Origin of the sequence: Fluviicola taffensis DSM 16823 (assembly GCF_000194605.1) — a bacterium.
Classification (GTDB): Bacteria; Bacteroidota; Bacteroidia; order Flavobacteriales_D; family Crocinitomicaceae; genus Fluviicola; species Fluviicola taffensis.
Window position 1 is genome coordinate 4,118,070 of sequence record NC_015321.1, and the last position, 24,742, is coordinate 4,142,811.

The 24,742-nt window shown below is 36.4% G+C and carries 21 protein-coding genes; 14 read left to right on the forward strand and 7 right to left on the reverse strand.

The genetic code is table 11. The annotated features are described in order from the left end of the window. Positions 1–2: 2 nt before the first annotated feature. The 5 genes from miaA to FLUTA_RS18055 all read left to right on the forward strand — a co-directional run bounded on the left by miaA (position 3) and on the right by FLUTA_RS18055 (position 7,004). On the forward strand, positions 3–902 hold the full coding sequence (gene miaA / locus FLUTA_RS18035; protein WP_013688346.1) for a tRNA (adenosine(37)-N6)-dimethylallyltransferase MiaA: 900 nt from the start codon (positions 3–5) through the stop codon (positions 900–902). A 51-nt stretch (positions 903–953) separates the two neighbouring features. Continuing rightward, complete coding sequence (locus FLUTA_RS18040; RefSeq protein ID WP_013688347.1) at positions 954–1,595, forward strand: ATP-binding cassette domain-containing protein; 642 nt, start codon at positions 954–956, stop codon at positions 1,593–1,595. A 3-nt stretch (positions 1,596–1,598) separates the two neighbouring features. Continuing rightward, positions 1,599–2,780: an FtsX-like permease family protein gene (locus FLUTA_RS18045; protein WP_013688348.1), complete on the forward strand. Its 1,182-nt coding sequence runs from the start codon at positions 1,599–1,601 to the stop codon at positions 2,778–2,780. 64 nt (positions 2,781–2,844) lie between these two features. Beyond that, positions 2,845–4,374 carry a thioredoxin-like domain-containing protein gene (locus tag FLUTA_RS18050; RefSeq protein WP_013688349.1) on the forward strand — a complete coding sequence of 510 codons (1,530 nt, stop codon included), beginning with the start codon at positions 2,845–2,847 and terminating at the stop codon, positions 4,372–4,374. Between the two features lie 167 nt (positions 4,375–4,541). Further along, positions 4,542–7,004, forward strand: a complete 2,463-nt coding sequence (locus FLUTA_RS18055; protein ID WP_013688350.1) for a T9SS type A sorting domain-containing protein — start codon at positions 4,542–4,544, stop codon at positions 7,002–7,004. 95 nt (positions 7,005–7,099) lie between these two features. Here the strand turns inward: FLUTA_RS18055 and FLUTA_RS18060 are convergent, their stop codons facing one another. The 6 genes from FLUTA_RS18060 to FLUTA_RS18085 form a co-directional block, all read right to left on the reverse strand. After that, entirely contained in the window at positions 7,100–8,488 is a 1,389-nt protein-coding gene (locus FLUTA_RS18060) for an MFS transporter (RefSeq protein ID WP_013688351.1), read from the reverse strand. A gap of 9 nt (positions 8,489–8,497) precedes the next feature. Continuing rightward, a complete protein-coding gene (locus FLUTA_RS18065; RefSeq protein ID WP_013688352.1) occupies positions 8,498–9,721 on the reverse strand; it encodes an NAD(P)-dependent oxidoreductase in 1,224 nt (407 codons plus the stop codon). 10 nt (positions 9,722–9,731) lie between these two features. After that, a complete protein-coding gene (locus tag FLUTA_RS18070) occupies positions 9,732–10,355 on the reverse strand; it encodes a KdsC family phosphatase (RefSeq protein ID WP_148235469.1) in 624 nt (207 codons plus the stop codon). Between the two features lie 62 nt (positions 10,356–10,417). Further along, on the reverse strand, positions 10,418–11,416 hold the full coding sequence (aroF, locus tag FLUTA_RS18075; RefSeq protein ID WP_013688354.1) for a 3-deoxy-7-phosphoheptulonate synthase: 999 nt from the start codon (positions 11,414–11,416) through the stop codon (positions 10,418–10,420). After that, the gene (locus FLUTA_RS18080; RefSeq protein WP_013688355.1) at positions 11,413–12,414 is read right to left on the reverse strand and encodes a CBS domain-containing protein; all 1,002 of its coding nucleotides are present in this window, start codon (positions 12,412–12,414) and stop codon (positions 11,413–11,415) included. The genes aroF and FLUTA_RS18080 overlap by 4 nt, the downstream gene beginning before the upstream one ends. Positions 12,415–12,544: 130 nt before the next feature. Continuing rightward, positions 12,545–12,949 (reverse strand): thiol-disulfide oxidoreductase DCC family protein, encoded by a 405-nt coding sequence (locus FLUTA_RS18085; RefSeq protein ID WP_013688356.1) that lies wholly within the window; start codon positions 12,947–12,949, stop codon positions 12,545–12,547. 204 nt (positions 12,950–13,153) lie between these two features. Between FLUTA_RS18085 and elbB the strand changes: the two genes are divergently transcribed. The 7 genes from elbB (at position 13,154) to FLUTA_RS18120 (ending at position 20,484) form a co-directional block, all read left to right on the forward strand. After that, positions 13,154–13,840: an isoprenoid biosynthesis glyoxalase ElbB gene (gene elbB, locus FLUTA_RS18090; protein ID WP_013688357.1), complete on the forward strand. Its 687-nt coding sequence runs from the start codon at positions 13,154–13,156 to the stop codon at positions 13,838–13,840. Continuing rightward, entirely contained in the window at positions 13,837–15,606 is a 1,770-nt protein-coding gene (locus tag FLUTA_RS18095; protein ID WP_013688358.1) for a MutS-related protein, read from the forward strand. The genes elbB and FLUTA_RS18095 overlap by 4 nt, the downstream gene beginning before the upstream one ends. Then, positions 15,603–16,562 carry an extracellular catalytic domain type 1 short-chain-length polyhydroxyalkanoate depolymerase gene (locus FLUTA_RS21025; RefSeq protein ID WP_013688359.1) on the forward strand — a complete coding sequence of 320 codons (960 nt, stop codon included), beginning with the start codon at positions 15,603–15,605 and terminating at the stop codon, positions 16,560–16,562. Before FLUTA_RS18095 ends, FLUTA_RS21025 begins: the two co-directional genes overlap by 4 nt. Before the next feature lie 187 nt (positions 16,563–16,749). Next, entirely contained in the window at positions 16,750–18,360 is a 1,611-nt protein-coding gene (pckA, locus tag FLUTA_RS18105; protein ID WP_013688360.1) for a phosphoenolpyruvate carboxykinase (ATP), read from the forward strand. Positions 18,361–18,584: 224 nt separating this feature from the next. Then, positions 18,585–19,328 (forward strand): subclass B1 metallo-beta-lactamase, encoded by a 744-nt coding sequence (gene bla / locus FLUTA_RS18110; RefSeq protein WP_013688361.1) that lies wholly within the window; start codon positions 18,585–18,587, stop codon positions 19,326–19,328. 3 nt (positions 19,329–19,331) lie between these two features. Beyond that, positions 19,332–19,919, forward strand: coding sequence for a Crp/Fnr family transcriptional regulator (locus tag FLUTA_RS18115; protein ID WP_013688362.1), 588 nt, complete (start codon positions 19,332–19,334; stop codon positions 19,917–19,919). Between the two features lie 121 nt (positions 19,920–20,040). Beyond that, positions 20,041–20,484, forward strand: a complete 444-nt coding sequence (locus FLUTA_RS18120) for a carboxymuconolactone decarboxylase family protein (protein WP_013688363.1) — start codon at positions 20,041–20,043, stop codon at positions 20,482–20,484. Positions 20,485–20,756: 272 nt separating this feature from the next. On the opposite strand, the gene FLUTA_RS18125 is transcribed toward FLUTA_RS18120, so the two are convergent. Further along, positions 20,757–21,356 carry an RNA polymerase sigma factor gene (locus FLUTA_RS18125; protein WP_013688364.1) on the reverse strand — a complete coding sequence of 200 codons (600 nt, stop codon included), beginning with the start codon at positions 21,354–21,356 and terminating at the stop codon, positions 20,757–20,759. Positions 21,357–21,647: 291 nt separating this feature from the next. Between FLUTA_RS18125 and uvrA the strand changes: the two genes are divergently transcribed. Both uvrA and FLUTA_RS18135 read left to right on the forward strand, forming a co-directional pair. Beyond that, the gene (gene uvrA, locus FLUTA_RS18130) at positions 21,648–24,434 is read left to right on the forward strand and encodes an excinuclease ABC subunit UvrA (protein WP_013688366.1); all 2,787 of its coding nucleotides are present in this window, start codon (positions 21,648–21,650) and stop codon (positions 24,432–24,434) included. 97 nt (positions 24,435–24,531) lie between these two features. Next, complete coding sequence (locus FLUTA_RS18135; RefSeq protein WP_043023930.1) at positions 24,532–24,738, forward strand: hypothetical protein; 207 nt, start codon at positions 24,532–24,534, stop codon at positions 24,736–24,738. Positions 24,739–24,742 lie beyond the last annotated feature (4 nt).

Genomic DNA, 24,742 nt, shown 5'->3' on the forward strand with positions numbered 1-24,742 from the left:
TTATGCAACAACTGATAGTCATTGAAGGTCCAACTGCAAGTGGAAAAACTGCACTTTCCGTAGCACTGGCAAAAGCGTTAAATACGGTGGTTATTTCAGCAGATTCAAGGCAATTTTACAAAGAATTATCAATCGGAACAGCAAAGCCAAAAGTGGAAGAAATGGAAGGTATCCCACATTACTTCATAGATTCTCACTCAATTTCCAATCCTGTTAGCGCCGCTCAGTTTGAATTTGAAGCAATGAATCTCATTCAAAATGAACTTTTTCACCATTCATCCATTATTCTTGCTGGAGGTTCAGGAATGTTTATTGACGCTTTGTGTATTGGACTCGATCTCATTCCTACTGATTCCGAAATCCAAGAAAATCTTCGAGTAGAACTCCAAGAAAAAGGATTGGAATCTCTATTAGAAGAATTGAAAGAAACAGATTTTGATTTCTACCAAGAAGTCGACAAACAAAATCCAGTGCGAATTTTACGTGCTTTGGAAGTCATTCGTGCAACAAGCAAGCCGTTTTCAGCATGGAGAAAAAAAGAGCTTCCACAAAGACCTTTTGCCGTAAAGCGTTTTGTGATCAATCATCCAAGAGATATTTTATACGACCGAATCAATCAACGTGTAGATATCATGATTGAGGCAGGTTTGATTGATGAAGTGAAAAGTGTTTTGGAATTTCGGAAATTCACCGCCCTTCAAACCGTTGGCTATAAAGAAGTATTCGATTACTTAGATGGAACAATTGATTTACTCACTTGTACTGATAAAATCAAGCAACATACTCGAAATTATGCCAAAAGACAATTAACTTGGTTCAAGAAACATCCTGATACAATTTGGCTAGAAGCAAAATCAACTTCGGAAATGGTTGCTGAAATTTTGCAATCTATTCAAAAGTAAGGAGTTAAAAACTTGGAATGATATTTGAAATTGCTTTGAAAAATTACTAAGATGAACATTCAATTTAATCAGGTTATGCCCTTCCCGCTTGCATCCATTTCACATGGGGTCGATAGTATTTGGGGAAATGAAGCAAAACTTGAAGCAGGTAAGAAAATTCTACTGAATGCATCTTCTGGAAAAGGAAAGTCCACTTTTTCAATGACTGTATTTGGGATTCGAAAAGATTACGATGGTACAATCCTTTACGACGGTCAAGACATCAAAAGCTTTTCTGTAGATGAATGGGTAGAAATTCGTCAACGTAGGATATCAACCGTTTTTCAAGATCTACAACTCTTTCATAAATTGACTGTTGCGGAAAATTTGCTGCTCAAAAATCAATTAACTGATTACAAAACAGAACAAGAAATCAAATCCATGCTCAATCAACTTGAAATTGGACATAAATGGAATGATCCGTGTGGTTTGTTATCCATGGGGCAGCAACAGCGCGTTGCCATTGTTCGCTCACTTTGTCAACCATTCAATTGGCTTGTTCTTGACGAACCTTTTTCTCATTTAGACGAACAAAACAGCATGCGTTGTTTATCCATGATTGATGCAGAATGCAACCGGCAGAATGCAGGATTTATTCTCACATCTTTGGATGATGACAATCGCTTTTCTTACGACTACGAATTAAAGCTCTGAGCCATGTTACGCAAATTACTCTTTCAACACCAAGATAAACGCCAATTGATTATTGCTGTTATCGGAGCATTTCTAGGAATGACTTTCCTAATTACCTCCATTCATTACTTAATTAAAGTCAACGATTTTGGAAAAGGATCTGAAATATTGGGGCCAAATACCGTAATTGTTCAAAAGAAAGTGTCTAGCTTCAACACGCTGAACATTGCAAAAACTGATTTTTCTATGAACGAAATCGAAGAAATGAGGAAAAAAAGCTTCATTTTGGCTGTGAAACCAGTAGAATCGAATAACTTTAATATTACCATACAAACTGCAGATACCATGGTTCCTTACTTTAGAGGAGACATCTTCATCCAAACTGTAGATCCAGATTTTCTAGCTATCAAATCAACTAAATGGCATTGGAAAGAAGGAGACACTATCGTTCCAATTCTAATGCCACGGGATTTATTGGTGATGATGAATATGTTTATGAGTTCGAAAGGAATGCCTCAAATCAGTGATGAATTAGCGATGGATATCCATTTTAAATTTGCCTTGATGAATGACACCATGAAAGAATACATTTCCTGTCAAATCATTGGTTTTACAAATGAAGTTTCATCTGTGCTTGTTCCCCAAAGTTTTATGAATTACGCTAATAACCGTTTTGCACCTGACGCTGAACAAAAAATCACTCAAATTATGATTTCTGGAAAAGAAAATGAATTTGGATTGGTTGAAACAATGTTAAAAGAACGTCATTTAGAGTCTAAAAATTCTCAAGTTGTTGTTGGACGCTTAAAAAGTATGGTCGGAACTTTAATTCTAATTGTACTTGGCATATCGATTATCGCTGTCTTTCTTTCAGGATTAGTATTGATTCAATACCTCCAACTATTATTAAGTAAAAATCTATACGAAGTCCGCACATTGATGCGTTTGGGGCATCATCCAAAAACATTGATTCGAACTTTCGCAGTGTATTTCTCTAAAGTTTTTGGAATAATTGGCATATTAGGTTTAGGCTCTTTCATTGGATTTAAGCTAATTTTAGACTCCATATTTGAATCAGGAGGATTGTACATCGATACCAACATTAGTGGGCTTAGTATTCTTGCATTAATATTCGCTTATACTTTGTTTACCTTAGCTTCCTATTTGAGTGCTCGAAAAGGAATTTACGAACAGAATAATGGTTAAATTTCTGTTAAACCAATGACTTTATTAAATTTGCTACGTCATGATATTAAATAAAAACTCAAACATGAAACAACTTCTTGTATTTACTTTACTACTTGTGTCCAGCTTTGGATATAGTCAAAAATTGCGATTCAAAGTTGAAGGAGCAAAAGACACGACTGTTTTCTTGACGAAATACTATGGCTCTAAGCTTTTTTATGCAGATACCGCAATCATGAAAGGTGGCGTTGTGGAATTTACCGCAAAACCTGATTTAAAACCAGGGTTTATAGCTCTTTTAATGCCCGGTCAAAAATTCTTTGAGGTGATTTACAACAACGAAGATATCAATATTGAAACAAAAGGTCCAGCTACCGATTTCGTTTCAAATATGAAAGTGAAAAAATCGGAAGAAAACAAAGTTTTTGTCGCTTACATCAATTACCTACAAGAACAACGAAAAGTTGCTACCGCATTTTCGGAAGAGCGCAAAAAATTCAAAGAAGGAGATACTCAATACAAACGTTTGGGGGAACAAATGGATTCTGTTTCCAAATTAGTAGCAACCTACCAAACAGATTTACAAAAAAACAATCCTACAAAATTAGTTTCTAAAATCATCAAAATGTCTATGGATGTTCCTGTTCCTGAAGCTCCAAAAGATGCAACCGGAAAAGTGATTGATGAAAACTTCAGATACAAATATTACCGTGCCCATTACTGGGACAACATCGATTTGAAAGATGATCGTTTAGTCAATACATCTGTTTTTGGTTCAAAAATGGAATATTTCTTTGGAAAAAACATGTTGGTTCAACATCCTGATACTGTTTTGGCTTTTGCCTTCCCTTTCTGTGATCAATTCGATAAAAAATCGGAGTTATTCAAATATTCTGTGGATTACATCACAAATGCATTTGCTAAGTCAAACATTATGGGAATGGACAAAGTATACGTTTACATGGTAAATCGCTATTACTGTCAGAACGATGCTTCTGGAAATTCGATTGCTTTTTGGATGAAGGACAAAGAAAAATTAAAAGAATTGTGTGAAGACAACAAAGTGAAGATGAATTTAGTTCAAGGTGTTCGCCCGCCAAACATTAGCTTGCGTGATACAACAGATGTGAACTGGAAAGATTTCTACAGCTTAAAAAGCGAATATACCATTCTTTACTTCTGGGATCCAGAATGTGGACATTGTAAAAAAACGACTCCAAAATTACAGACTTTGTACGAGAAAAAATTCAAAGCTCGAAACGTAGAAATATTCTCAGTTGGAAAAGCTACAGGAGAAGATTTTGAAAAATGGAAGAAATTCATCCGCGATAATAAGTTGACATTTATCAATGTTGGATTAACCAAAAAATTATTTGAAGAGGCAACAGAAGATCCAAGAAAATTCATTCCCAAGCATACAACCTTGGAGGCTTTAAACTATCATGATACGTATGATATTTATGCTACTCCACGAATTTTCGTTTTGGATAAAGACAAAAAGATTATAGCGAAGCAATTAACAATTTCTCAATTAGAAGATTTTATTGATCGCATGCAAAACATCAAAGATGCTGAAAAGCTTTTCCCTCCTGATCCAGAAGAAGAAGCTCATTAAATTGAAAGACCAGTCTCCTAATTACGGACTGGTCTTTTTTATTCTATAACTAATTGTACTTCAATAAGATTGTTTTTTTTAGAAAAATAAACTGTTTTGAAAATGTTAAAATTAGATTAAGCATACACATAATTGGTTATTTTTGGAGGATTACTACACACTCTCCTATGAAAATTACTACTGCGTTCTTCATCCTATTTCTATTATCTCCATTTTTTTTAATCGCTCAATGTCCCACTTGTGGAAATGGCATTGCTGATGCTGGAGAAACAACCTTAAATTGCCCCTCTGATATTTCTCATACTGCAACTTGCACGAGTCCATGTGCACAACCAACTTCTTTTGAGGGAGCTACAGGAATACGCCAAGCTTTTGATTTTGTTGGAACTACTACTTGGACAACAGCAGGTCTTCCAACTGGCTGGGCCTTTGCAGGTGCACCAACCTCTACAACGGCTGGTGCATTACCAGCAACAGATACTTATGGTGCGAAAGCAGGGTTGATTCAACCCAACTGTACTGGAGGTTGTACTTCAACAAACGGTTTTTGTATTGGAAACTTAGCAAATAGTGTTGCTGTTAATGCTAGTAGTGGAGCAAATGGAAAACTGGGAGCAAACTTTGATGGACGAGCAAATGTGGCTCAAAACTTGAGTTATGCCGTTCTTAGAGGACAAGGTAGTCCAACACTTGTTTCGCCAACCTTTAATATGTCAGCCGTAGAAGGTTTTAAAGTTCAGTTCTGGTTATTTCCTTCAGAATCATCTTGCGGACAAACAAACGGATGGGGTTCTTGTACAGGAAACGTTGCATTTTTAGATTTTTCTTCCAATGGAGGAACAAACTGGACACAAATTATGCAAATGGATCTCAATTCATCCAACATAGATATGTGTACAAACAACTCTACAAATACTATGTGGCTGACAGGAAGTTCTTGGTCACGCGTTTGTTTGACTGTTTTTAAATCAGCTACCTCTCCTGGAAATTTCTACACAGCTGCAACAGGATCAACAGCAGCTTCTGGAATCATGGTTAGCAATACTTACTTTACATCAAACTTCAAATTTAGAATTAGATATGCTCAATCTGTAAGCTGTAATGTGACTGCTACAGCTACTAATCCTGGGCGCTACTTAGCTATTGATTATCCAGTAATTACTTCTGGAAATGAAATGATTCCTTGTGGAATTTCTTTTTCGAATATGTGTGGATACGGCCCAGACAACAACGATGATGGCGTTGGATCAAGTACTGCAACAACACAGACCACTGCTTTCGGAACAGTGAAGCGAAGTGTGAATCAAGCTGAGCGAGGCGTTGAAATTTTTAATTCTCAGAACAGCACTTTTGGATCAAACAATGCCTCTGGATCCAATTTTTCGACCAATTATGATTTGTGTAATGCGGAAGGAGGTGATCAACAATGTATTGACTGGCAGGCCAATAATAATTCTTCAGCAGCAGTTTATGAGTGTATAACTGATTGGGAAACTACTGGAATATCATTAGCTTACTACAAAGAAACAACTCCTCAATCACTTGGTATGACCAAAGTAACTGCAGCTGGAAAAACAGCAGCTATTGGTTGGAGACATACTGCAACGCTGTATTCAAATTGCGGAGGAAGTCTCGATTTGAATGCTGGATGCAATGGTTATTCATTCAGATCGGGATCTTTACCTACTCAATTTTCTAGAGGGTTTTACCAATTGGCCACAAATACAATCGGACAATCTTGGACATTCTATGGAGCAACTTCGTGTAGTCATTATTTCAATGGACCCACTTTTGCTCCAATTGCTATTCCTACTGCTTTGCCAAGCGCAGCCAACTACGTTATTTGTAGCGGTCCTAATTTGGTTTTCACCGCTGATGTTAACTATTGTTCAACAAGTAGCTTTACAGGAGCTTCAACCATTAGTATCACAGGACCTGGAGGGTTTTCAGAAACAATCGATGGAGGATCAACTGGTTCTAATCCAATCACAATCGCAGGTGAGTATTTCTTAACTGGCTATACGCCTAGTTCTCCTAATCAATGCTTAGATTGTGGAAGAACAATCTGCGTAACTGTAGCACAAATCGATATTGATAATTGTAATAGCTCACTCCCAGTTCAACTCATCAATTTAAGAGCACTGTCCAAAGAAACTAGTGTTGAACTATTTTGGGAAACTGAAAGTGAAAAGAACAGTAATCACTTTAACATTGAGCGCTCAGAAAATGGAAGCGAATTTGAAACGATTGAAATTATTCAAGCAGCGGGTAATTCATCCAAAGTTCTCTCGTATCAATTTAATGATTTAATGCCCTTAACAGGAACTTCTTATTACCGCTTAAAAATGGTAGACTTAGATGGAAGTAATCGCTATTCTTCCATTATTTCGACAATCTCTAAAAGCTCTGATATTCAAATATTTCCAAATCCCAACAACGGAACATTCCAAGTCGTGGGATTAAATGGACTGAATACCTTAGAATTATCTGATTTACAAGGAAAATCAATCCAACTCAAGGAAACGAATGAAGAATCAATTTCTTTCGATTTAAAACAGGAATCTGGAGTTTATATGCTTCGCATCAGTAATTCAAAAGGAAGTGAAACATTGAGGGTATTGGTGAAATAAATTACGAATTACGTCCCGATAGCTATCGGGATACGAATTACGAATTACTTATAATTAAAATAAAAGAGACGCTTTGGACACACTAAGCATACCCATTAATCATAAACCGCATCTAAACCACTGCGTTCTTCTTTTGGAATTCGGAATAACAATAATAGTCCAATAATGAAGAAAAAGGCCACCGAAACAACTGAATAACGGATAGATTCGAAACCAATTTCCATCAGTCCGAAGAAAAGGGTACCTGTTACAATTCCAATTTTCTCTGTTGCATCATAAAACGAAAAATAACTGGCATTATCCTCTGTTTCAGGTAAATATTTCGAATACGTTGATCGAGCCAATGCTTGAACTCCACCCATTACAATTCCAACTGCACAAGCTAATCCGTAGAACTGAACTGGTGTTTCAATAACAAATGCTGCAGCACAAACTCCTAACCAAATAACGATGGAAATTCCGAGCGTTTTAATATTTCCGATTTTACCCGATAAACGAGACATGACAAATGCTCCTGCCGCACCCAATAATTGAATCAATAAAATGGCAATAATCAAACCACTATCATCTACTTTACCATCTACAACTGGCCATGAAATTTCCTTCTTAGCAAAGAAAGTAGCCATCAACATAACCGTTTGAACACCTGTATTGAAAAAGAAAAAAGAAGTTAAATACCTTTTCAATCGCTTTGTTTTACGAAACTCCCCAAAAACAGTTCTCAGTTCTTTAAACCCTTTCCAGATATACCCTTTTTCTAGAACTCTTGGAGAAGAGGTGTTTGGCAAAACACGATACGTAAATTGAGAGAAACCGACCCACCAAAGTCCAACAAGTAAAAAACAATATTGAACTGGAAAATCTTGTGTTTTAATTAGAACCAAACAAATTATTAAAAGGATCATTGAACCTAAATAACCCATAGTAAATCCACGAGCAGAAATTTTATCCAAATCTTTCTTGGGAGCAATTTCGGGAAGATACGAATTGTAAAAAACCAAACTGTTCCAAAAACCGATACTCGCAAAGAAAAGAGATAACATACCTATTTCCATCCACCCCGAACGCATCAAATCTGTAAAGAAGTAAAGAGACATACAAGAAATAGCACCGAGGTAGCAGAAAAATTGCAAGAAGCGTTTTTTATTTCCTCGATAATCTGCAACACCAGATAAAAGCGGAGATGAAAAAGAAACAAGCAAAAAAGACGCGGAAAGTACAAAACTCATCAAAGCAGAGTTTGGAATATGCATTCCGAAAAAGTCTACCATGACTTCTTCTCCTTTTGCAAGCTGAGAAGGATCTAAATCTGCCCAGGCTTTTCCTGCATTTTCTGCTTTCTCTGACAAATATTGTTTAGTAGTAACCGTATCATAGAAAATGGGGAAAATTGCAGAAGAAATAACTAAATTGTAAACTGAGTTTGCCCAATCATACATGACCCAACCTCTAATTACTTTCTTGTCGCCTTTTTGTATTGTCATAGGTGGTTTTTAAGCTGTCACTTGATTTACATAATCATTCAGATATGCAAAATAAGTTGTAAGGTTTCCATTCAAATCAGTTTCAGATCCTCTTCCAATGATATTGTCTGGATCATCTCCAAACAAATGAGGAAAAACAGATTTAATTAATTCATTTCCAAAATCCTCCGAAGCATCTTTTGGCAATTCGCAAGGTAAATTATCTACCGCCATCACTGTAATCGATCCAGTTGCTTTCCAATCACATTCCTCTCCTGTTTTTGGATCGTATCCATAAAATGGGTCTGCAATTTTAGAAGGGCGTAAAGTTGATGCAATTGGTCCTTGGATATCACAAGAAACATCCGCAACTACTTGAATCTTATTTTTAGAAGATTTCAAATCATCTGCTGTTAAAATAAACGGAGATTTATTACTCCAGAAATGACATGCAATGTAGATATCTGCCGCTTCAGAATAACGCGTAAAGCTTGATTCATAGATTTCAGGAGTACTGTAGAACTCAGCTTTACTAAATGGTTTCCCATCTTTTCGTCGATAGTAGTCTTCGATTTCTAAATGTGTAAAAACAGGAGTTTCAAATTTTTCAGCTAGGAATTCATCTGGGCTAACTTCTGTAAATGGCAATAAGTCCATGATTTCTCGTGCTCCATATCCTACTCTCCCAAAACCTGTCAATACCAATTTCATATCTGAAGGGAAATCTACATGTTGTAATTCTTCCTCCATTTCTTTTCTTCCAGTACATTCGTGAGCTGGTTTTAACTGGAAGCTACCCGTTTTCTCACCATATGCACGAATCCCATTGTAAGCTCCTACAATACCTGCATAGCGACCAAAACCAATAATACGCTTGTTCTCTTTTGATTTCAGAACTTCGTAATCAATCAATTGGATTTTCTTTTCTAAGATTGCACGGAGTAAATTTCGATTATACGGTTGCTTCTTGATGGTATGCGAAAAGAATAGGAACTTTTTCTGTGGAATTAAATCTGAAATATTCACTTCCTTCACTCCCATGATTATATCGCAATCCGACAAATCCTTCACCACTTCAATTCCTTCTGCACTGTATTCTTCATCCTTGAAAGCACGAACTTCGCTTTCTTGCACAAAAACTTTAACCTGAGGAAACTTCATCTCAACCAACTTACACTGCTTTGGCGTGAGTGGAACTCGCTTATCAGGAGGTGTTTTTCCTTCTCTGATGATGCCTAATTTCACTTGATTCATGTTTCTTTATTTAATATTCTTTTAATGGTTCTGAAAGTAGAAAATTATCAATAAATTCTCTTACAACTCCAGCTCCACCATTTTTTGTTAATACAATATCTACTTCCTTTTTCACTTCTTGAACTGCATCTTTGGGACAAGCGCTCAATCCTATTTCACGCATGATTGATAAGTCATTAATATCGTCGCCAATCATTGCTACTTGGCTCAAAGAAATGGATAATTCTTCACACCATTGTCTTAGAATCGTTATTTTCTGATCCCGACCAACATAAACATGTTTGATATTTAGGACTTCAGCTCTATTCAAAACCATTTTATCCGTAAATGCAGATGAAATAATTGCACATAACAATCCTTTTTCCTGAGCTTTCATGATACCCATTCCATCTTTGGCATTGTATTTTTTCATCTGATCACCAGATTCTGCAAAATACATCCCAGCATCCGTCATAACACCATCAACATCCAAAATCAATAATTTGATTTTTTCGATTTTCGATTTTAAATGATCAAAGACAAACAATGGTTTGAACAACAAAGAATAGAAATCCACTTCATATTCTTCAGCAACAGCCTCCAAATCTAGAATAGACAATTCAGTGACCCCATCGACATCAAAATCTTTCAGCATTTCATAAAAATCAACGCCGAACTTGGCACAAAGGCCTTTTATATTTTGCTCTAAAAACAAGATTACACCATTTTATAGCCAACGCTTGAAGCAATTGGACTGAGAGTTTGTAATAATTGCTTGAATTCTTCGTGATTCAACTGCTGAGAAGCATCAGACTTAGCAACTTTAGGATTTGGGTGAACTTCCACCAACAATCCATTTACCCCTAAAGCGATACAAGCTCGTGACAATCCAGCCACACCGTAAGCATAACCCATTGCATGGCTTGGATCCAAAATCACGGGAAGATTCGTGTAATGTTTCAACCATTCTACTCCACACAAATCCAAGGTAAATCGCGTTCCAGTTTCAAACGTTCTGATTCCTCTTTCACATAGAACTACATTTTCATTTCCGCCTGAAAGCACAAATTCAGCCGCCTGAACAAACTCTTGTAAAGTGGATCCAAAACCTCGTTTAATTAAAACGGTTTTTTGAGTTTTCGAACAAGCACGTAAAATTCCTTGATCGTACATTGCTTTTGCTCCAACCTGGATCACATCTGCGTGTTCAATAATTTCATCAATATGTGTTGCATCTCTCGCTTCCGTAACCACTGAAAAACCGTATTCTTCACGCATTTTCGAAAGCAATTTTAATCCTTCCAATCCCAATCCTTGGAAACTATACGGACTTGTCCTTGGCTTGTAACAACCTCCACGAAGCGATGTCAAGCCTAAAGACTTCAATAATTCAGAAGATTCTCTGATTTGCTCTTCAGATTCAACAGAACATGGTCCAGAAATTACAATGGTATTTCCAGATTTTCCACCTACGGTTACATTACCAATCTTTACTTCTCTCGTTTCTGAACGGTAATCCCGAGATGCCAATTGCATATCGTTTGGAAATACCCAATGCTCGTCTGTGAAATTCTCAAGTCCAGCAGGAATCTCCTTTACACCTGAACCCGTTACAAGAACATTTACTCCTTGAGAAACCAAGTGAAACGCTTTGTTTTCCGCCGCTAATTTTGCTGCATCAGTTGAATTGACTGATTTTTTTAAATGAATGATCATATTTCCCCTTTAATCAGGTTTACGAATGTTAAAATCCCTTTTGCTTTATTCCCACTATCAACAACTGGCAAATAAAGAATTGGGAACGAATATTTTTTGATTTGTTGTAGTAAGTCGTTTACGGTTGCTGTTTCTTGAATCACCAATGGTTTCCCGTTCATGATTTCAGAAATACTTTCTTGGTTGAGATTCCCTTTTGTACGGATCAGGCTTTTGCGAATATCAGCATTGGAAATCAATCCTTTTAAATCAGCTGATTTGTTGATTACCAAGGCAAATCCTAATTTACCATCTTCAACTGCATTTAAAACTTCCAATACCGAAGAGTTTTCATCAATTACAGGAGATTCTGACAATGGAATCATGAAATCTTTCACCACAAACTGAGAATCTACATTTCGTTTGGTCAAATCCATCAACGCATGTCCAACACTTGGAGCATTGAATAAATAGGATCCAGAAACGGAAGTATGAACTCCCATATTTCTCAGAATAAATGAAACTTCTCCATTTACTCCGCCATCTACATGAACTGATTTTGAAGGATATTTGTGTTGAAAATCACGAATTTTCTTAAAATTAACCGCATCAAAAACACCTCCACTTTGACCTGGAACAGTTGCCATCATCAGAATGAAATCAAAATTGCCGTATTTATCAAATGACTCAACAGAAGTTGGAGTGATAATTCCCAATCCTTTTTTTCCTGTGATATCTGAAGGAATAACCAATTCTTCTTCCAAATCTTCTAATTGAAAAGTAACGTATTCAACTGGAACCTCTCTCAATAAATCATAATATTTCGAAGGATTTTTGGTAATAATATGCAAGTCGATTGGAATATTACACCACGATCGAATTTGGCGTATATCATCAAAAACACTTGGATTGTCATTGCAATCAACATGTAGCAAATCGACATGATGTGCAGCTAAATCTTGAATTGTTTCCGACAGGTCCCGTTTCTTATCCGAATAAATCGAAGCAGATATTCTCATGAAACAAAAATAGCGAAAGAATTCCCTTTAGAAGACATAATGAAAGAATGATATTAACAGAATCCACCCAAAAGTTGATCAATATTTTAACAACTGGTTTTATTTGCCACGTCTAAAGTGAAAATAAAAATCAACTCACTTTTTGAGACAAAAAGCGTTTTGCTTGTGAAGGAGTTGGCAAAGCACAAAAACTTGGGGCCAATCGCATTCTTCTTTTAGCAATCATGCTGTAAATTCCATCCCGAATGAATCGTGGACAAATCCAGCCTACCTTTCCCAAAGTGAATGGAAAACGCAAATAATTCAAAACCTTAAGCGCTGCTGTGGAGCGTTTATTCAATTTATTTCCGTCCCAAAAATAAAATGTTGACAGATCAATTTCAGTTATTCCTAAGTCCTTGAAAAATACTTTTGCAAAATCATTTTGAAGTGCACAAAAATGGATTTCAGAATTTTTCTCCTTATTCAGAACAAACTGAACCGTTTTATTGCAAAATCCGCAATCTCCATCATAAAAAATTATTGGTTTGTCCATCAGAACAAAGATACTAAATAGAAGGAGAATCGTATTTTTGAGGAAAGAAGATAAAAAAAACAAGAGGAAGAGGAGTTAAGTAATCTCTGCAGCCTTCTTTTCTTTGCTGTAAATAGAACAGAAATATTGAACCGCAAAGAGTGAAAGAGCGCAAAGGCTTAAAAAATTTCCTCTTATCAACTAAATTATAAAACAAGTATAAAAATGAATTTTGGAATTTTACTTTCTGGCTGTGGTGTTTATGATGGTGCAGAAATTCAGGAAGCTGTATTGAGTATGTTAGCCGTATCCGAGTTGGGCGATTCTTATACATGTATTGGTGTAAATGCCGATCAATTTCATGTAATCAATCACCTAACAGGAGAGCCAATGAACGAATCTCGTAATATGCTTGTGGAAGCTGCAAGAATTGCGCGGGGAAACATTGTTCCCATTCAAGATATTCAACCACGAGATATTGATGCATTAATTATTCCAGGTGGATTTGGTAGCGCTAAAAACTTCACCAAATGGGCTTTTGACGGTCCAGATGGAACTATTTTACCCGAAGTGAAGTTATTAATTGTAAACCTTGTAAATATTGGAAAACCAATTGCAGCTTTATGCGTGAGTCCAGTTGTTGTTGCCAAAGCACTAGAAGGTTCAACTATTCATCCATCTTTGACTTTAGGCACAACTACAGAATCTTCTCCTTATGATATAGAAGCATTTTCTCAAGGATTGCAAAAAACGGGCGCAGAAACGACTTACAAAACCATACACGAAATCCACGTGGATAAAGTCAATAAAATCATCACTGCTCCATGTTATATGATGGATGCATCAATCAGCGATGTGTGGAAAAATATCCGAGAAGCAATCACTGAATTGAAAAAATTAGCAACTATATGATTCCAAATTACAACGAACGTGCTGCAACTTACAAAGTTACTGTAAATCAACTCAATAAAAAACTTCAGCTCATTGGTTGGTCGAGATTAATTGTTCTAGTAATTTCAGCAACCTGCTTTTACTTTTCAAGAGATGAAAATGGAATTCCATTTCTAATTGGTGCCATTCTCTCCTTGGGTCTCTTTTCCTATTTGATCAATATTCATTTCAAAACAAAACGAAAACGTCAAGTTGCTTTGACTTATTTGTGGTTAAACAATTCTGAACGAGCATTTATCGATGAATCGAAACCCTATTACGAAGATGGAAATGAATTTTTAGACACCAAACATCCTTATTCGTTTGATATTGATCTATTCGGGCCTCATTCCTTGTTCCAGCATTTAAACAGAACATCTACTGTGATCGGAAGCGAAAAACTCGCTCAGTCATTGCTTCAAACTCAAAGTAAAGAATCGTTAAACAAGACGCAAGAAGCAATCCAAGAAATTTCAGAAGATTTAGAATGGAGACAAGCGTTTCAAGTCTATGCACGATTGGGAAAAGACAGCCAAGAAATCAGAAATTACATCGATCATTGGCAAGATTCCAAGCAATCTATTTCAATTCTAGCCATTATTCTAGCGTTTATCATTCCTGCTCTCGGATTAACAAGTATGATTCTTCTTTGGCAAACAGGAAAAGTGTATTGGTTTAACGTTGGAGTATTTCTTTTCACCGCAAACATGCTTCTCTTTGGAGCTATTTCCGGAAAAATTAGGAAAGAAATTGGAAAAACAGAACGCATCGGAGCCGCTCTTTTAGCTTACAGTGAAATGCTTCAACTCATTGAAAATCGGGTTTGGAAATCTGCTAGACTTCAAGAGATTCATTCGAAAGTTCATTCTAAAAATCAAGCGGCAAGTGCTTTATTGAAAGAATCATCTCGGATTTATGAAAATATGGACAGTATCAACAATGGCATGGCTGTTTTTATGTTGAACGGAACCATTCAATTTCATGTTCACGTTTTTAGATCATTGGTGAAATGGAAAAAAAATCACCGAGAATCTATCAATCAATGGATTGAGCAGATTGCAGAAATCGAAAGCTTACTCTCATTCAGTAATTTCAGTGTAAATAATCCAGAGTACACATTTCCCAATTTACAAAATGAATCCATTTTCTTTGAAGAATTAGGCCATCCTTTACTTTCGAAATCAATCCGGGTTTCCAATTCTATTGATTTTAGTCAAGAGCGATTTGTGATTTTAACAGGATCCAATATGTCAGGTAAAAGTACCTTTTTGCGAACCTTGGGAATTGGAATTATCTTATCCAATGCTGGTTCGGTTATTCCTGCAAAAAGTGCAAACTTCTCTCCACTTCCTCTCCTTGTATCCATGCGTTTAAGCGATTCTTTGGAAGAAAGTACTTCCTACTTTTTCTCGGAAGTAAAACGCTTAAAATTGATTATTGACAATTTAAAAAATGGTCCTGCTTTTGTGCTTCTAGACGAAATTTTGAGAGGAACGAATTCGGATGACAAGCAAAATGGAACCATCGGAATCGTTGAACAAATGGTTCGTTTGGGTGCCCTTGGAATGATTGCAACACATGATTTAGAAGTTTGCGAAACCACAAATTTGCATCCGACGTATTTAAAGAACAAATGCTTTGAAGTAGAAATTCGAGACAACGATTTGTTTTTTGATTACAAACTTCGGAATGGTATTTGTCAGAACAAGAGTGCAACATTTATCATGAAAAAATACCAAGTCATTTGAAAGCAAGAGCAAACATCGTCATAGCAATCTTATTCCCGCTGGTTGGGTTTTCACAATTAAGTGATATCACAGAGAAAATAACCGAAAACAAAGGAAATCTGAATGCTTACATTCATGAACCTGCTAAAAAAACAACGAAGCAAGTTCCTTTAGTATTGGTTCTTCATGGCTGTAATCAAGATGCGGATGAAATAGCGCGAAGTTCAGGTTGGAACGAACTGGCAGACAATCTTGGATTCTATGTCCTTTATCCTGAACAACGTGGAGTGAATAATATGATTAAATGCTTTAACTGGTTTTTGGAAAATGATCAAGAAAAAGACAAGGGAGAGATTGCAAGTATTCATGAAATGGTTCAATACGCCGTTTCGACTTACCAAATAGATGAATCCCGCATTTACATTTACGGAGTGAGTGCTGGCGCTGCAATGAGCGTGAATTACATGGCTTGCTATCCAAACACCATTAAATCTGGAGCAATTTTGGCTGGAACTGCATATAAACAAGTAGACTCTCCTATGAAATCATTTTCAGAGATGCGCGAACCAACCGTTTTTAGTGACGAGAATTTACGTCAAAAGATCTATTCGCAAGATTCCTTGTACAAAGGAGCGTTCCCACAACTCATCATTATCCATGGAAATGACGACAAAGTGGTGAATTATGGAAACGGCGAAGTTTTGCTCAAACAATGGAAAACTGTCACTAAAGTCGTTTCAGAAAGCACTAAAAATGTGAATATCAATGTAAATTCTCCCAAAATAACGCGAACAGATTACAAAGATTCGAAAAACAATTCCGTCATTATTTTCTATACAGCCGATAAATGGGGACATTATTTAATGATTGATCCAGGACCAAGTCCAAAACAAGGAGGTGAAGTAACCAAATATGCGAAAGATGGCGATTTCTTCAGTACGTATGAACTAGCGAAAGATTGGAATTTGGTTCCCTAGTTATAAGAAGTTATCAACCCCTGATTTAATTCAAAAAGCTGATATTTAAAGCCATAGCCTGAATCAAGCAAACAATTCGTTCTTATTCTGTTAATATTTATAGCGAAAAAAGACTGGTTTTTTGATGAATCCATGTACTTTTGCACCAAAATAAGTTAGCCATTAGGCGAAACAATAAAGACATTTTATGAACGAATTTGGTAAACGAGGAAAAAATGCCGATTTGAAAGCAACAATCGGATTAGAAAATCTCGGTAACGTATTCTGGAATTTAACACCAGCTGAGTTAGTAGAGGATACTATTATCGGAGGTCAAGGTGTTTTAACAGACACTGGCGCAATCGCAATTGAAACAGGTGAGTTTACTGGTAGATCTCCAAAAGATCGCTTTGTTGTTCGCGATGCAAATACTGAAAACAGTGTTTGGTGGGGGGATGTAAATATTGCTGTTTCTACAGAGCAATTTGATGCATTATACAACCGCATGAAGTCTTATTTGATTGACAAAGACATGTATGTTCGTGATGCTTATGCGTGTGCTGATGACAAATTCAGAATGAACATCCGTGTGACAACTGAATTCCCTTGGTCAAATATGTTTGCTTACAATATGTTCTTGCGCCCAACGGATGCTGAAATTGAAGAGTTTGATGCTGAATGGAACATTGTTTGTGCTCCAGGGTTCAAAGCAGATCCAGCGATTGATGGAACTCGTCAGGCGAACTTCGCTATTTTAAATTTCACACGTAAAATGATCATTATTGGTGGTACAGGATATACAGGTGAAATCAAAAAAGGTATTTTCTCTGTATTGAATTACGTATTACCACACGAAAAGAATGTACTTTCTATGCACTGTTCCGCAAACGTAGGCGAAGCTGGAGATACTGCCATTTTCTTCGGATTATCTGGAACAGGAAAAACAACCTTGTCTTCTGATCCGAATCGCCGTTTAATTGGTGATGATGAGCATGGTTGGTCAGACAATACAGTATTCAACTTCGAAGGTGGTTGTTACGCAAAAACAATCGATTTATCGAAAGAAAAAGAGCCTCAAATTTATGATGCAATTAAATTCGGTGCGATTTTAGAAAATATTGGTTTCCACGAAGGAACTTCTACTCCTGATTATACAGATGGATCAATTACAGAAAACACTCGTGTTTCTTACCCAATTGATTTCATTGACAATATCATGACTCCATCTATTGGATCGGGTCCAAAAAACATTTTCTTCTTAACAGCTGATGCATTTGGTGTATTGCCTCCAATCTCTCGTTTAACGAAAGAGCAAGCAATGTATCATTTCATGTCGGGTTACACAGCAAAAGTTGCTGGAACTGAAGTTGGTATTACTGAGCCAACAACAACATTCTCCGCTTGTTTTGGAAAAGCATTTTTACCGCTTCACCCTGCGAAATACGCAAAATTATTGGGTGAAAAATTAGAAGGAACAGATATCAAAGTTTGGTTAATCAACACTGGTTGGTCAGGTGGATCTTACGGAGTTGGAAGCAGAATGAAATTGTCTTACACACGTGCGATGATTACTGCTGCACTTACTGGAAAATTGGATAACGTATCATTTGAAACACTTCCTGTATTTGATTTATCATTCCCTACTTCTTGCCCAGAAGTTCCAAGCGAGATTTTGAACCCTCGTCAAACTTGGGCTGACAGAGCTGCTTATGATAAAACTGCTTCTAATTTGGCAGATCAATTCGTTAAAAACTTCGAGCAATATGCAACGGAAACTTCGGCTGATATTTTAGCTGCAGCACCGAAAGTGATTGCATAATCGGATTTGAATTTTATAGATGAAGGCTTCTCAAATTGAGGAGCCTTTTTTGTTTATCTATTTCCACATACCTTGGTGTGTTTTTATCCCACAGACGAGAACGGAAGTACACGGAAGACAATTTCTGTTTTTTAGAATTATAGCTTTCCTATTTCTGGAAAAAACTCGAAGAAAACCACCAAAAAAGGTTGAATAGAAGAAGATAATTGAGTAAGTTTATAATCATGAGAGCATTTCTTTTTTCACTGGCTTGTTTCTTTTCAATAGGTTCAAATGCCCAGCTCGATTTTAAAAAAATATCGGATAGTTCTTATGTATTTTCAACCTATCATACTTTTGATAGTGTTCGTTATTCGGCGCATGGATTCCTGAAGATTACAGACCTTGGAGTTGTGATGATTGATACACCTTGGGATTCACTTCAATTTCAACCCCTGCTCGATTCGATTAAAGTCAAGTTTCATCAATCAGTTATTTTGGTGGTTTCGACTCACTGGCACGAAGATAGAACTGCAGGACTCGATTATTATAATCAAAAAGGAATTTCAACTTACAGCACTTACGCGACTAAAAATTTGTGTGTCGAAAACCATCTTCCGCAAGCGAAATACACATTTGAAGGAGATACGACCTTTCGAATTGGAAATACGATTTTCGAAACCTATTATCCTGGCGCTGGACATTCTTCTGACAATATTGTGGTATACTTCCCAAAGGAAAAAATATTGGTTGGTGGTTGTTTCGTGAAATCCATTGAAGCAAAAGACTTGGGAAATCTCTCCGATGCAAATATTGGAATGTGGCCCATTGCTGCGAAAAATCTGATTAAGAAATATCCCAAAGTAAAAACGGTGATTCCTGGCCATCAAAAAATAAGTTCAGGTAAAAAAGCACTGAAATATACCTTGAAGCTTACAAAAGCGAAATACAAAGGACGAAAATTGGATAAGAAAAAGGCGAAACATTAAGATATGTCACACATATTCAAGCAACATCTTCAAAAATTCATCTCCGTTTCGGAGGAAGAATTTGAAGCGATATTAAGTTATTTCAAAACGATTCACGTTTCCAAGAAGGAAATATTACAGCAAGAAGGAAAAATTTGTCGGTGGCAATATTTTGTACTAACAGGATGTCTACGGAAATTCATGACAAATGAAAAGGGAGTTGAAGTGACTACCGAGTTCGCTATAGAAACTTGGTGGTTATCCGATAACAGATCTTTCGAGCTTCAGGCGGAAGCATTATTTAGTATTCAAGCTGTTGAAAACTCAGAAATCCTGACAATTGATTCTCAATCCATGGAGAAATTATACCAGGACTTCCCTATTATGGAAAGGTATTTTCGATTTGTTTATCAGCGTGCCTTTGCTGCCTACCAAATGCGTATCAAGTACCTATATACTTTTTCCAAAGAAGACTATTTTTTCCATTTTTATGATTCCTATCCTCAGTTTGCACAGCGTATCCCTCAATATCTACTTGCTTCTTTCTTAGGACTTACTCCAGAGTATTTAAGTGAACTCCGGAAAAAGAGAGTTACAGCGACAGATCGATAAAATTCCGACTTAGAGCATTCATCTTAGTAAACTTCAAAAGAGAGAATTGATTTCTTAAACCAGCTTAAGTTTTTTGGACTATTTGTTCCTGACCTTTGTTTCATCATATAAAAACAAAGAAATGGAAAATAGAATCAACATTTTAGAGACAGAACCAGCAGCTACAAAAGCAATGTACGGTCTGGCGGGTTACATTGAGAAAAGCGCATTGACAAAAACACATCAGGAATTAATCAAATTGCGGGCTTCACAAATCAATGGTTGTGCATTTTGCATTGATATGCACACAACAGACGCATTGAAACACGGCGAAACAACACAACGTATTGTTTTATTGAATGCTTGGAGAGAAGTGAGTGATTTGTACACCAAAGAAGAACGTATCGTTTTGGCATTAACTGATGCTGTAACGTTAATCCACCAAGAAGGAATTCCAACAGACCTTTACAAAGAAGCAAGTGAGACGTTTGATGATAATTATTTGGCACAGATTATTATGGCGATTGTAACGATTAATTCTTGGAATCGCATCGCGATTAGTGGATTGTTTCAACCAGCGAAATAAATAAATTGTAAAAAGTAAAAGCCTCTTATGATTGAAGGTGAATTTTTCATTGATTCTCTTGGTTATAAATCATCTGATTTTTACCAAAAGGTATAAAATAAAGTCAATAAATCTGATGAAGTCAAAATCAAAAAAGCCAGATTAATAAAGGATTTTAGTTCTTAGGGATAAGTGCAAGATTATCCACCTGTTACCAGGGTAAGTAATGAAGTCTCACAAAAAAAATCCCGTCTTTCAACGGGATTCTTCATTTTGTTATGGTAGCTAACAAATCAATCGAGATCTGTCACCAATTGGTGCTTCTCGATTAATTTCCTCAAATTAATCAATGCATAGCGCATTCTTCCCAATGCTGTATTGATTGAAATATTTTCTGCTTCAGCGATGTCTTTAAATGAAAGATCTTGGAAAATACGTTTCTCGATAATTTCTTTTTGACTTTCAGGCAAATGCTGAATCAACTGAATCATTTGTGACTCCAATTCGTCTTTGGAAATACTTTGTTCGATATTTAATTCATCCATTTTAAGGATTGAAAAAATATTGAAGTCATCACTCTTTGCACTACGCTCATTAATCATCTTCATACGTCCTTGTTTGCGGAAATAATCAATAACTAAGTTCTGAGCAATACGCATAGCCCAAGGTAAAAATTTACCTTCTTCATTGTAATTACCCAATTTCAATGTTTGGATAATCTTTACAAACGTTTCTTGAAAGATATCTTCAGCGATTTCTCGGTCGCGCAATTTGTGATAAATAGATCTAAATATTTTGTCTTTATGACGCAATAATAAAACTTCGAATGCTTTTTCGTCGCCTTCTAAATAATAATGTATAAGGACTTGATCGTCTAGAAATTTCATAGCCATAACTCTACTCTTAAGGTTTAACCAGTTGTTTTATAACAGTTTAAAGTAGAATTCTTTCTATAGGCTCTATGAATTATTTTTGGAAAGATAAAACATTATCTAATAAAATCAAAAAAAATCATAAATAATTCCGAATTTCGAATACCTAATTCCAATTTAAAATTCTTTGTTCAGCAATAAAATCTCGTTTATTACTTGTTAAATCAGCAGAAGTTAGAGTCAAATCAACTAACACTAATTTAATTCGGTATTCGTAATTCGGCATTCGTAATTATTTGCGAAATTTGTACCATGTCTGAAAGATACATTCACATCAAAGGCGCACGCGTCAACAACTTAAAAAATTTAGAGGTTAAAATCGAACATGGAAAGTTTACTGTGATTACAGGACTGTCAGGTTCCGGGAAATCATCTTTAGCTTTTGATACGCTTTATGCAGAAGGACAAAGACGTTACATTGAAAGCTTGTCTTCTTATGCACGTCAATTTTTAGGAAAATTAGACAAACCTGAAACGGATTTTATCAAAGGAATTGCCCCAGCTATTGCGATTCAACAAAAAGTGATTACAAACAATCCAAGATCTACCGTTGGAACAACAACAGAGATATACGATTACCTGAAAATTCTTTTTGCTCGAATTGGAAAAACCTTCTCTCCTATTTCAGGAAACGAGGTCAAGAAAGATTCTGTGACAGATGTCATTAATTATATCACCACTTTAGAAAACGACATTCGACTGTTAATTGCAGCTCCGTTTCCTTCTTTGGAAAAATACGGCATTGAAAAAACATTGAAATTGCTCAAGGAACAAGGATATGTACGCATTTTACACAATCACGAGCTCAAGCAATTGGAAGATCTCAAAGCGACCGATTTAAAATTTTCTGATAATATTCAGATTGTTGTAGACCGAGTTGTTACGCAAGAAATGGATAGCGATTTTTCTGGACGATTGGGAGATTCTATTCAACTTGCATTCATGGAAGGTCATGGAGATTGTTCCATTATTCATGCTGGAACGATGGAGATTCGAACTTTCTCCAACCGCTTCGAATTAGATAATATGACTTTCGTAGAGCCATCTCCTCACCTATTTACATTTAATAATCCTTTTGGAGCTTGTAAAACCTGTGAAGGCTACGGTTCTATCATCGGAGTTGATCCTAATTTGGTGATTCCAGATCCAAGTTTAAGTGTTTTTGAAGGAGCAGTTGTTCCTTGGAAAGGCGATGTAATGAGCGAATATTTACAAGAACTCATACAAAGCGCACGGAAATTTGATTTCCCGATTCACAGACCCGTAGAAGAATTAACGGAAGAACAATTGCAACTTTTGTGGGATGGAAATAAATACTTCGCAGGAATTAATGGATTCTTCAAATTTGTTGAAAGTCAATCCTACAAAATTCAATATCGTGTTTTATTGTCCCGATACCGAGGGAAAACTGGCTGTCCAGAATGTCATGGAACGCGTTTAAGAGAAGATGCAAACTATGTGAAAGTTGGTGGAATCAGTATTAAAGAGTTGGTTTTGATGCCTGTTGAAAATGCTTTGAACTTTTTTCAAACATTAGAAGTTGATCCTTTAGAATTAAAAATTACCAATCGAATTTTACCGGAAATTACGCAACGTCTTTCTTTTTTATGTGAAGTTGGATTGGGATATTTAACTTTAAACAGAGCTGCAAACACCCTTTCAGGAGGAGAATCGCAGCGAATCAACTTAGCAACTTCATTGGGAAGTAGTTTGGTTGGATCAATGTATATTTTAGATGAACCAAGTATCGGCTTGCATCCACGAGACACTGAACGATTAATCGGAGTTTTGAAAAAGTTGCGGGATCTCGGTAATACGGTAATCGTTGTTGAGCACGAAGAAGATATGATGATTCATGCTGATGAAATCATTGATATTGGTCCCGCAGCTGGGAAATTTGGTGGAGAAGTTGTTTTTCAAGGAAAATTCGACGCACTTAAAAAGAACAATACAAGTCTTACCACACAATATTTGACAGGAGTTAGAGAGATTCCTGTTCCAAAGAAACGGAGAATTGGAACCAATAAAATTTCAGTAGTTGGCGCAAAGGAACACAATCTGAAAAACGTTTCTGTTGACTTTCCACTCAACAGAATTGTTGCTGTTACTGGAGTAAGTGGTTCAGGGAAATCTACGCTTGTAAAAGAAATTTTGTATCCCGGAATTCGCAAATACTTAGGTCAATATGGAGATCATCAAGGAAATGTGAAGCGCATTGATGGCGATTTATCTACAATTGCAGAAATCGAACTAATCGATCAAAATCCAATTGGAAAATCTTCTCGAAGTAACCCAGTAACTTATGTCAAAGCATTTGATGATATTCGTGAATTATTCTCGCGTCAAAATGCAGCGAAACACAATGGATACAAACCAGGATTCTTTTCATTCAATGTGGAAGGTGGCCGTTGTGAAATGTGTGAAGGTGAAGGTGTTGTAACTGTCAGCATGCAATTTATGGCGGATGTTCATTTGCTGTGTGAATCATGCGGAGGAAGCCGATACCGACAAGAAGCTTTGGAAGTTCATTACCGCGACAAAAATATTTCAGACATCCTAAATATGGATATTTCATCTGCTTTGGCATTCTTCAAAGAAAATACCGACAAGTTAGAAGAGAAAATTATTCAGAAAATTCAACCGTTGGAAGACGTTGGATTGGGTTATTTGCAAATGGGACAATCCAGTAGTTCTTTAAGTGGTGGTGAAGCTCAACGCGTAAAATTGGCTTCCTTCCTCATTAAAGGTGCTCAAAAAAGTAATAAAACACTTTTCATATTTGATGAGCCTACAACTGGACTTCACTTCTTCGATATTGAAAAATTATTGATTGCTTTCAACCGATTAGTCGACGATGGGCATTCTATCATTGTTATTGAACACAATATGGATGTTATCAAAGCTGCAGACTGGATTATTGATATTGGACCAGAAGGTGGCAATAAAGGTGGAAACATCGAATTTACAGGCACACCGGAAGAACTAGTTCAAGTAAAAGGAAACTACACAGGAATTCACTTAAAGAATAAGTTGAAGTAGCATTTAGCAATCGACGAAACTTACATTTCATTCGACGAAAGCAACAAAAAGCATATTATCTATTTTGCAAGAATTGTCTTTAGGGTATCTTCGAATCATGACTCAACGGTTAAAAATATTATCCATTGCACTATTCGTAATAAACGGGATTTATTCCTGCTCAACTGAATCAGAGGTGAAAAAACAGTCATCTTCTCCGCTTTCCGCTAAGGACTATATCGCCGAAGGAGAAACGGATGATTGCTATGTAACTTCCGCTGAAGAATTAAAAATTCAGTTCCACGGTTGTAAAGCGCATCAATAGAATC

Bases quoted from the DNA above. Each gene is read 5' to 3' on its own strand.
- miaA (WP_013688346.1), top strand. From the start codon at position 3: ATGCAACAACTGATAGTCATTGAAGGTCCAACTGCAAGTGGAAAAACT.
- FLUTA_RS18040 (WP_013688347.1), top strand. From the start codon at position 954: ATGAACATTCAATTTAATCAGGTTATGCCCTTCCCGCTTGCATCCATT.
- FLUTA_RS18045 (WP_013688348.1), top strand. From the start codon at position 1,599: ATGTTACGCAAATTACTCTTTCAACACCAAGATAAACGCCAATTGATT.
- FLUTA_RS18050 (WP_013688349.1), top strand. From the start codon at position 2,845: ATGAAACAACTTCTTGTATTTACTTTACTACTTGTGTCCAGCTTTGGA.
- FLUTA_RS18055 (WP_013688350.1), top strand. From the start codon at position 4,542: ATGAAAATTACTACTGCGTTCTTCATCCTATTTCTATTATCTCCATTT.
- FLUTA_RS18060 (WP_013688351.1), bottom strand. From the start codon at position 8,488: ATGACAATACAAAAAGGCGACAAGAAAGTAATTAGAGGTTGGGTCATG.
- FLUTA_RS18065 (WP_013688352.1), bottom strand. From the start codon at position 9,721: ATGAATCAAGTGAAATTAGGCATCATCAGAGAAGGAAAAACACCTCCT.
- FLUTA_RS18070 (WP_148235469.1), bottom strand. From the start codon at position 10,355: ATGCTGAAAGATTTTGATGTCGATGGGGTCACTGAATTGTCTATTCTA.
- aroF (WP_013688354.1), bottom strand. From the start codon at position 11,416: ATGATCATTCATTTAAAAAAATCAGTCAATTCAACTGATGCAGCAAAA.
- FLUTA_RS18080 (WP_013688355.1), bottom strand. From the start codon at position 12,414: ATGAGAATATCTGCTTCGATTTATTCGGATAAGAAACGGGACCTGTCG.
- FLUTA_RS18085 (WP_013688356.1), bottom strand. From the start codon at position 12,949: ATGGACAAACCAATAATTTTTTATGATGGAGATTGCGGATTTTGCAAT.
- elbB (WP_013688357.1), top strand. From the start codon at position 13,154: ATGAATTTTGGAATTTTACTTTCTGGCTGTGGTGTTTATGATGGTGCA.
- FLUTA_RS18095 (WP_013688358.1), top strand. From the start codon at position 13,837: ATGATTCCAAATTACAACGAACGTGCTGCAACTTACAAAGTTACTGTA.
- pckA (WP_013688360.1), top strand. From the start codon at position 16,750: ATGAACGAATTTGGTAAACGAGGAAAAAATGCCGATTTGAAAGCAACA.
- bla (WP_013688361.1), top strand. From the start codon at position 18,585: ATGAGAGCATTTCTTTTTTCACTGGCTTGTTTCTTTTCAATAGGTTCA.
- FLUTA_RS18115 (WP_013688362.1), top strand. From the start codon at position 19,332: ATGTCACACATATTCAAGCAACATCTTCAAAAATTCATCTCCGTTTCG.
- FLUTA_RS18120 (WP_013688363.1), top strand. From the start codon at position 20,041: ATGGAAAATAGAATCAACATTTTAGAGACAGAACCAGCAGCTACAAAA.
- FLUTA_RS18125 (WP_013688364.1), bottom strand. From the start codon at position 21,356: ATGGCTATGAAATTTCTAGACGATCAAGTCCTTATACATTATTATTTA.
- uvrA (WP_013688366.1), top strand. From the start codon at position 21,648: ATGTCTGAAAGATACATTCACATCAAAGGCGCACGCGTCAACAACTTA.
- FLUTA_RS18135 (WP_043023930.1), top strand. From the start codon at position 24,532: ATGACTCAACGGTTAAAAATATTATCCATTGCACTATTCGTAATAAAC.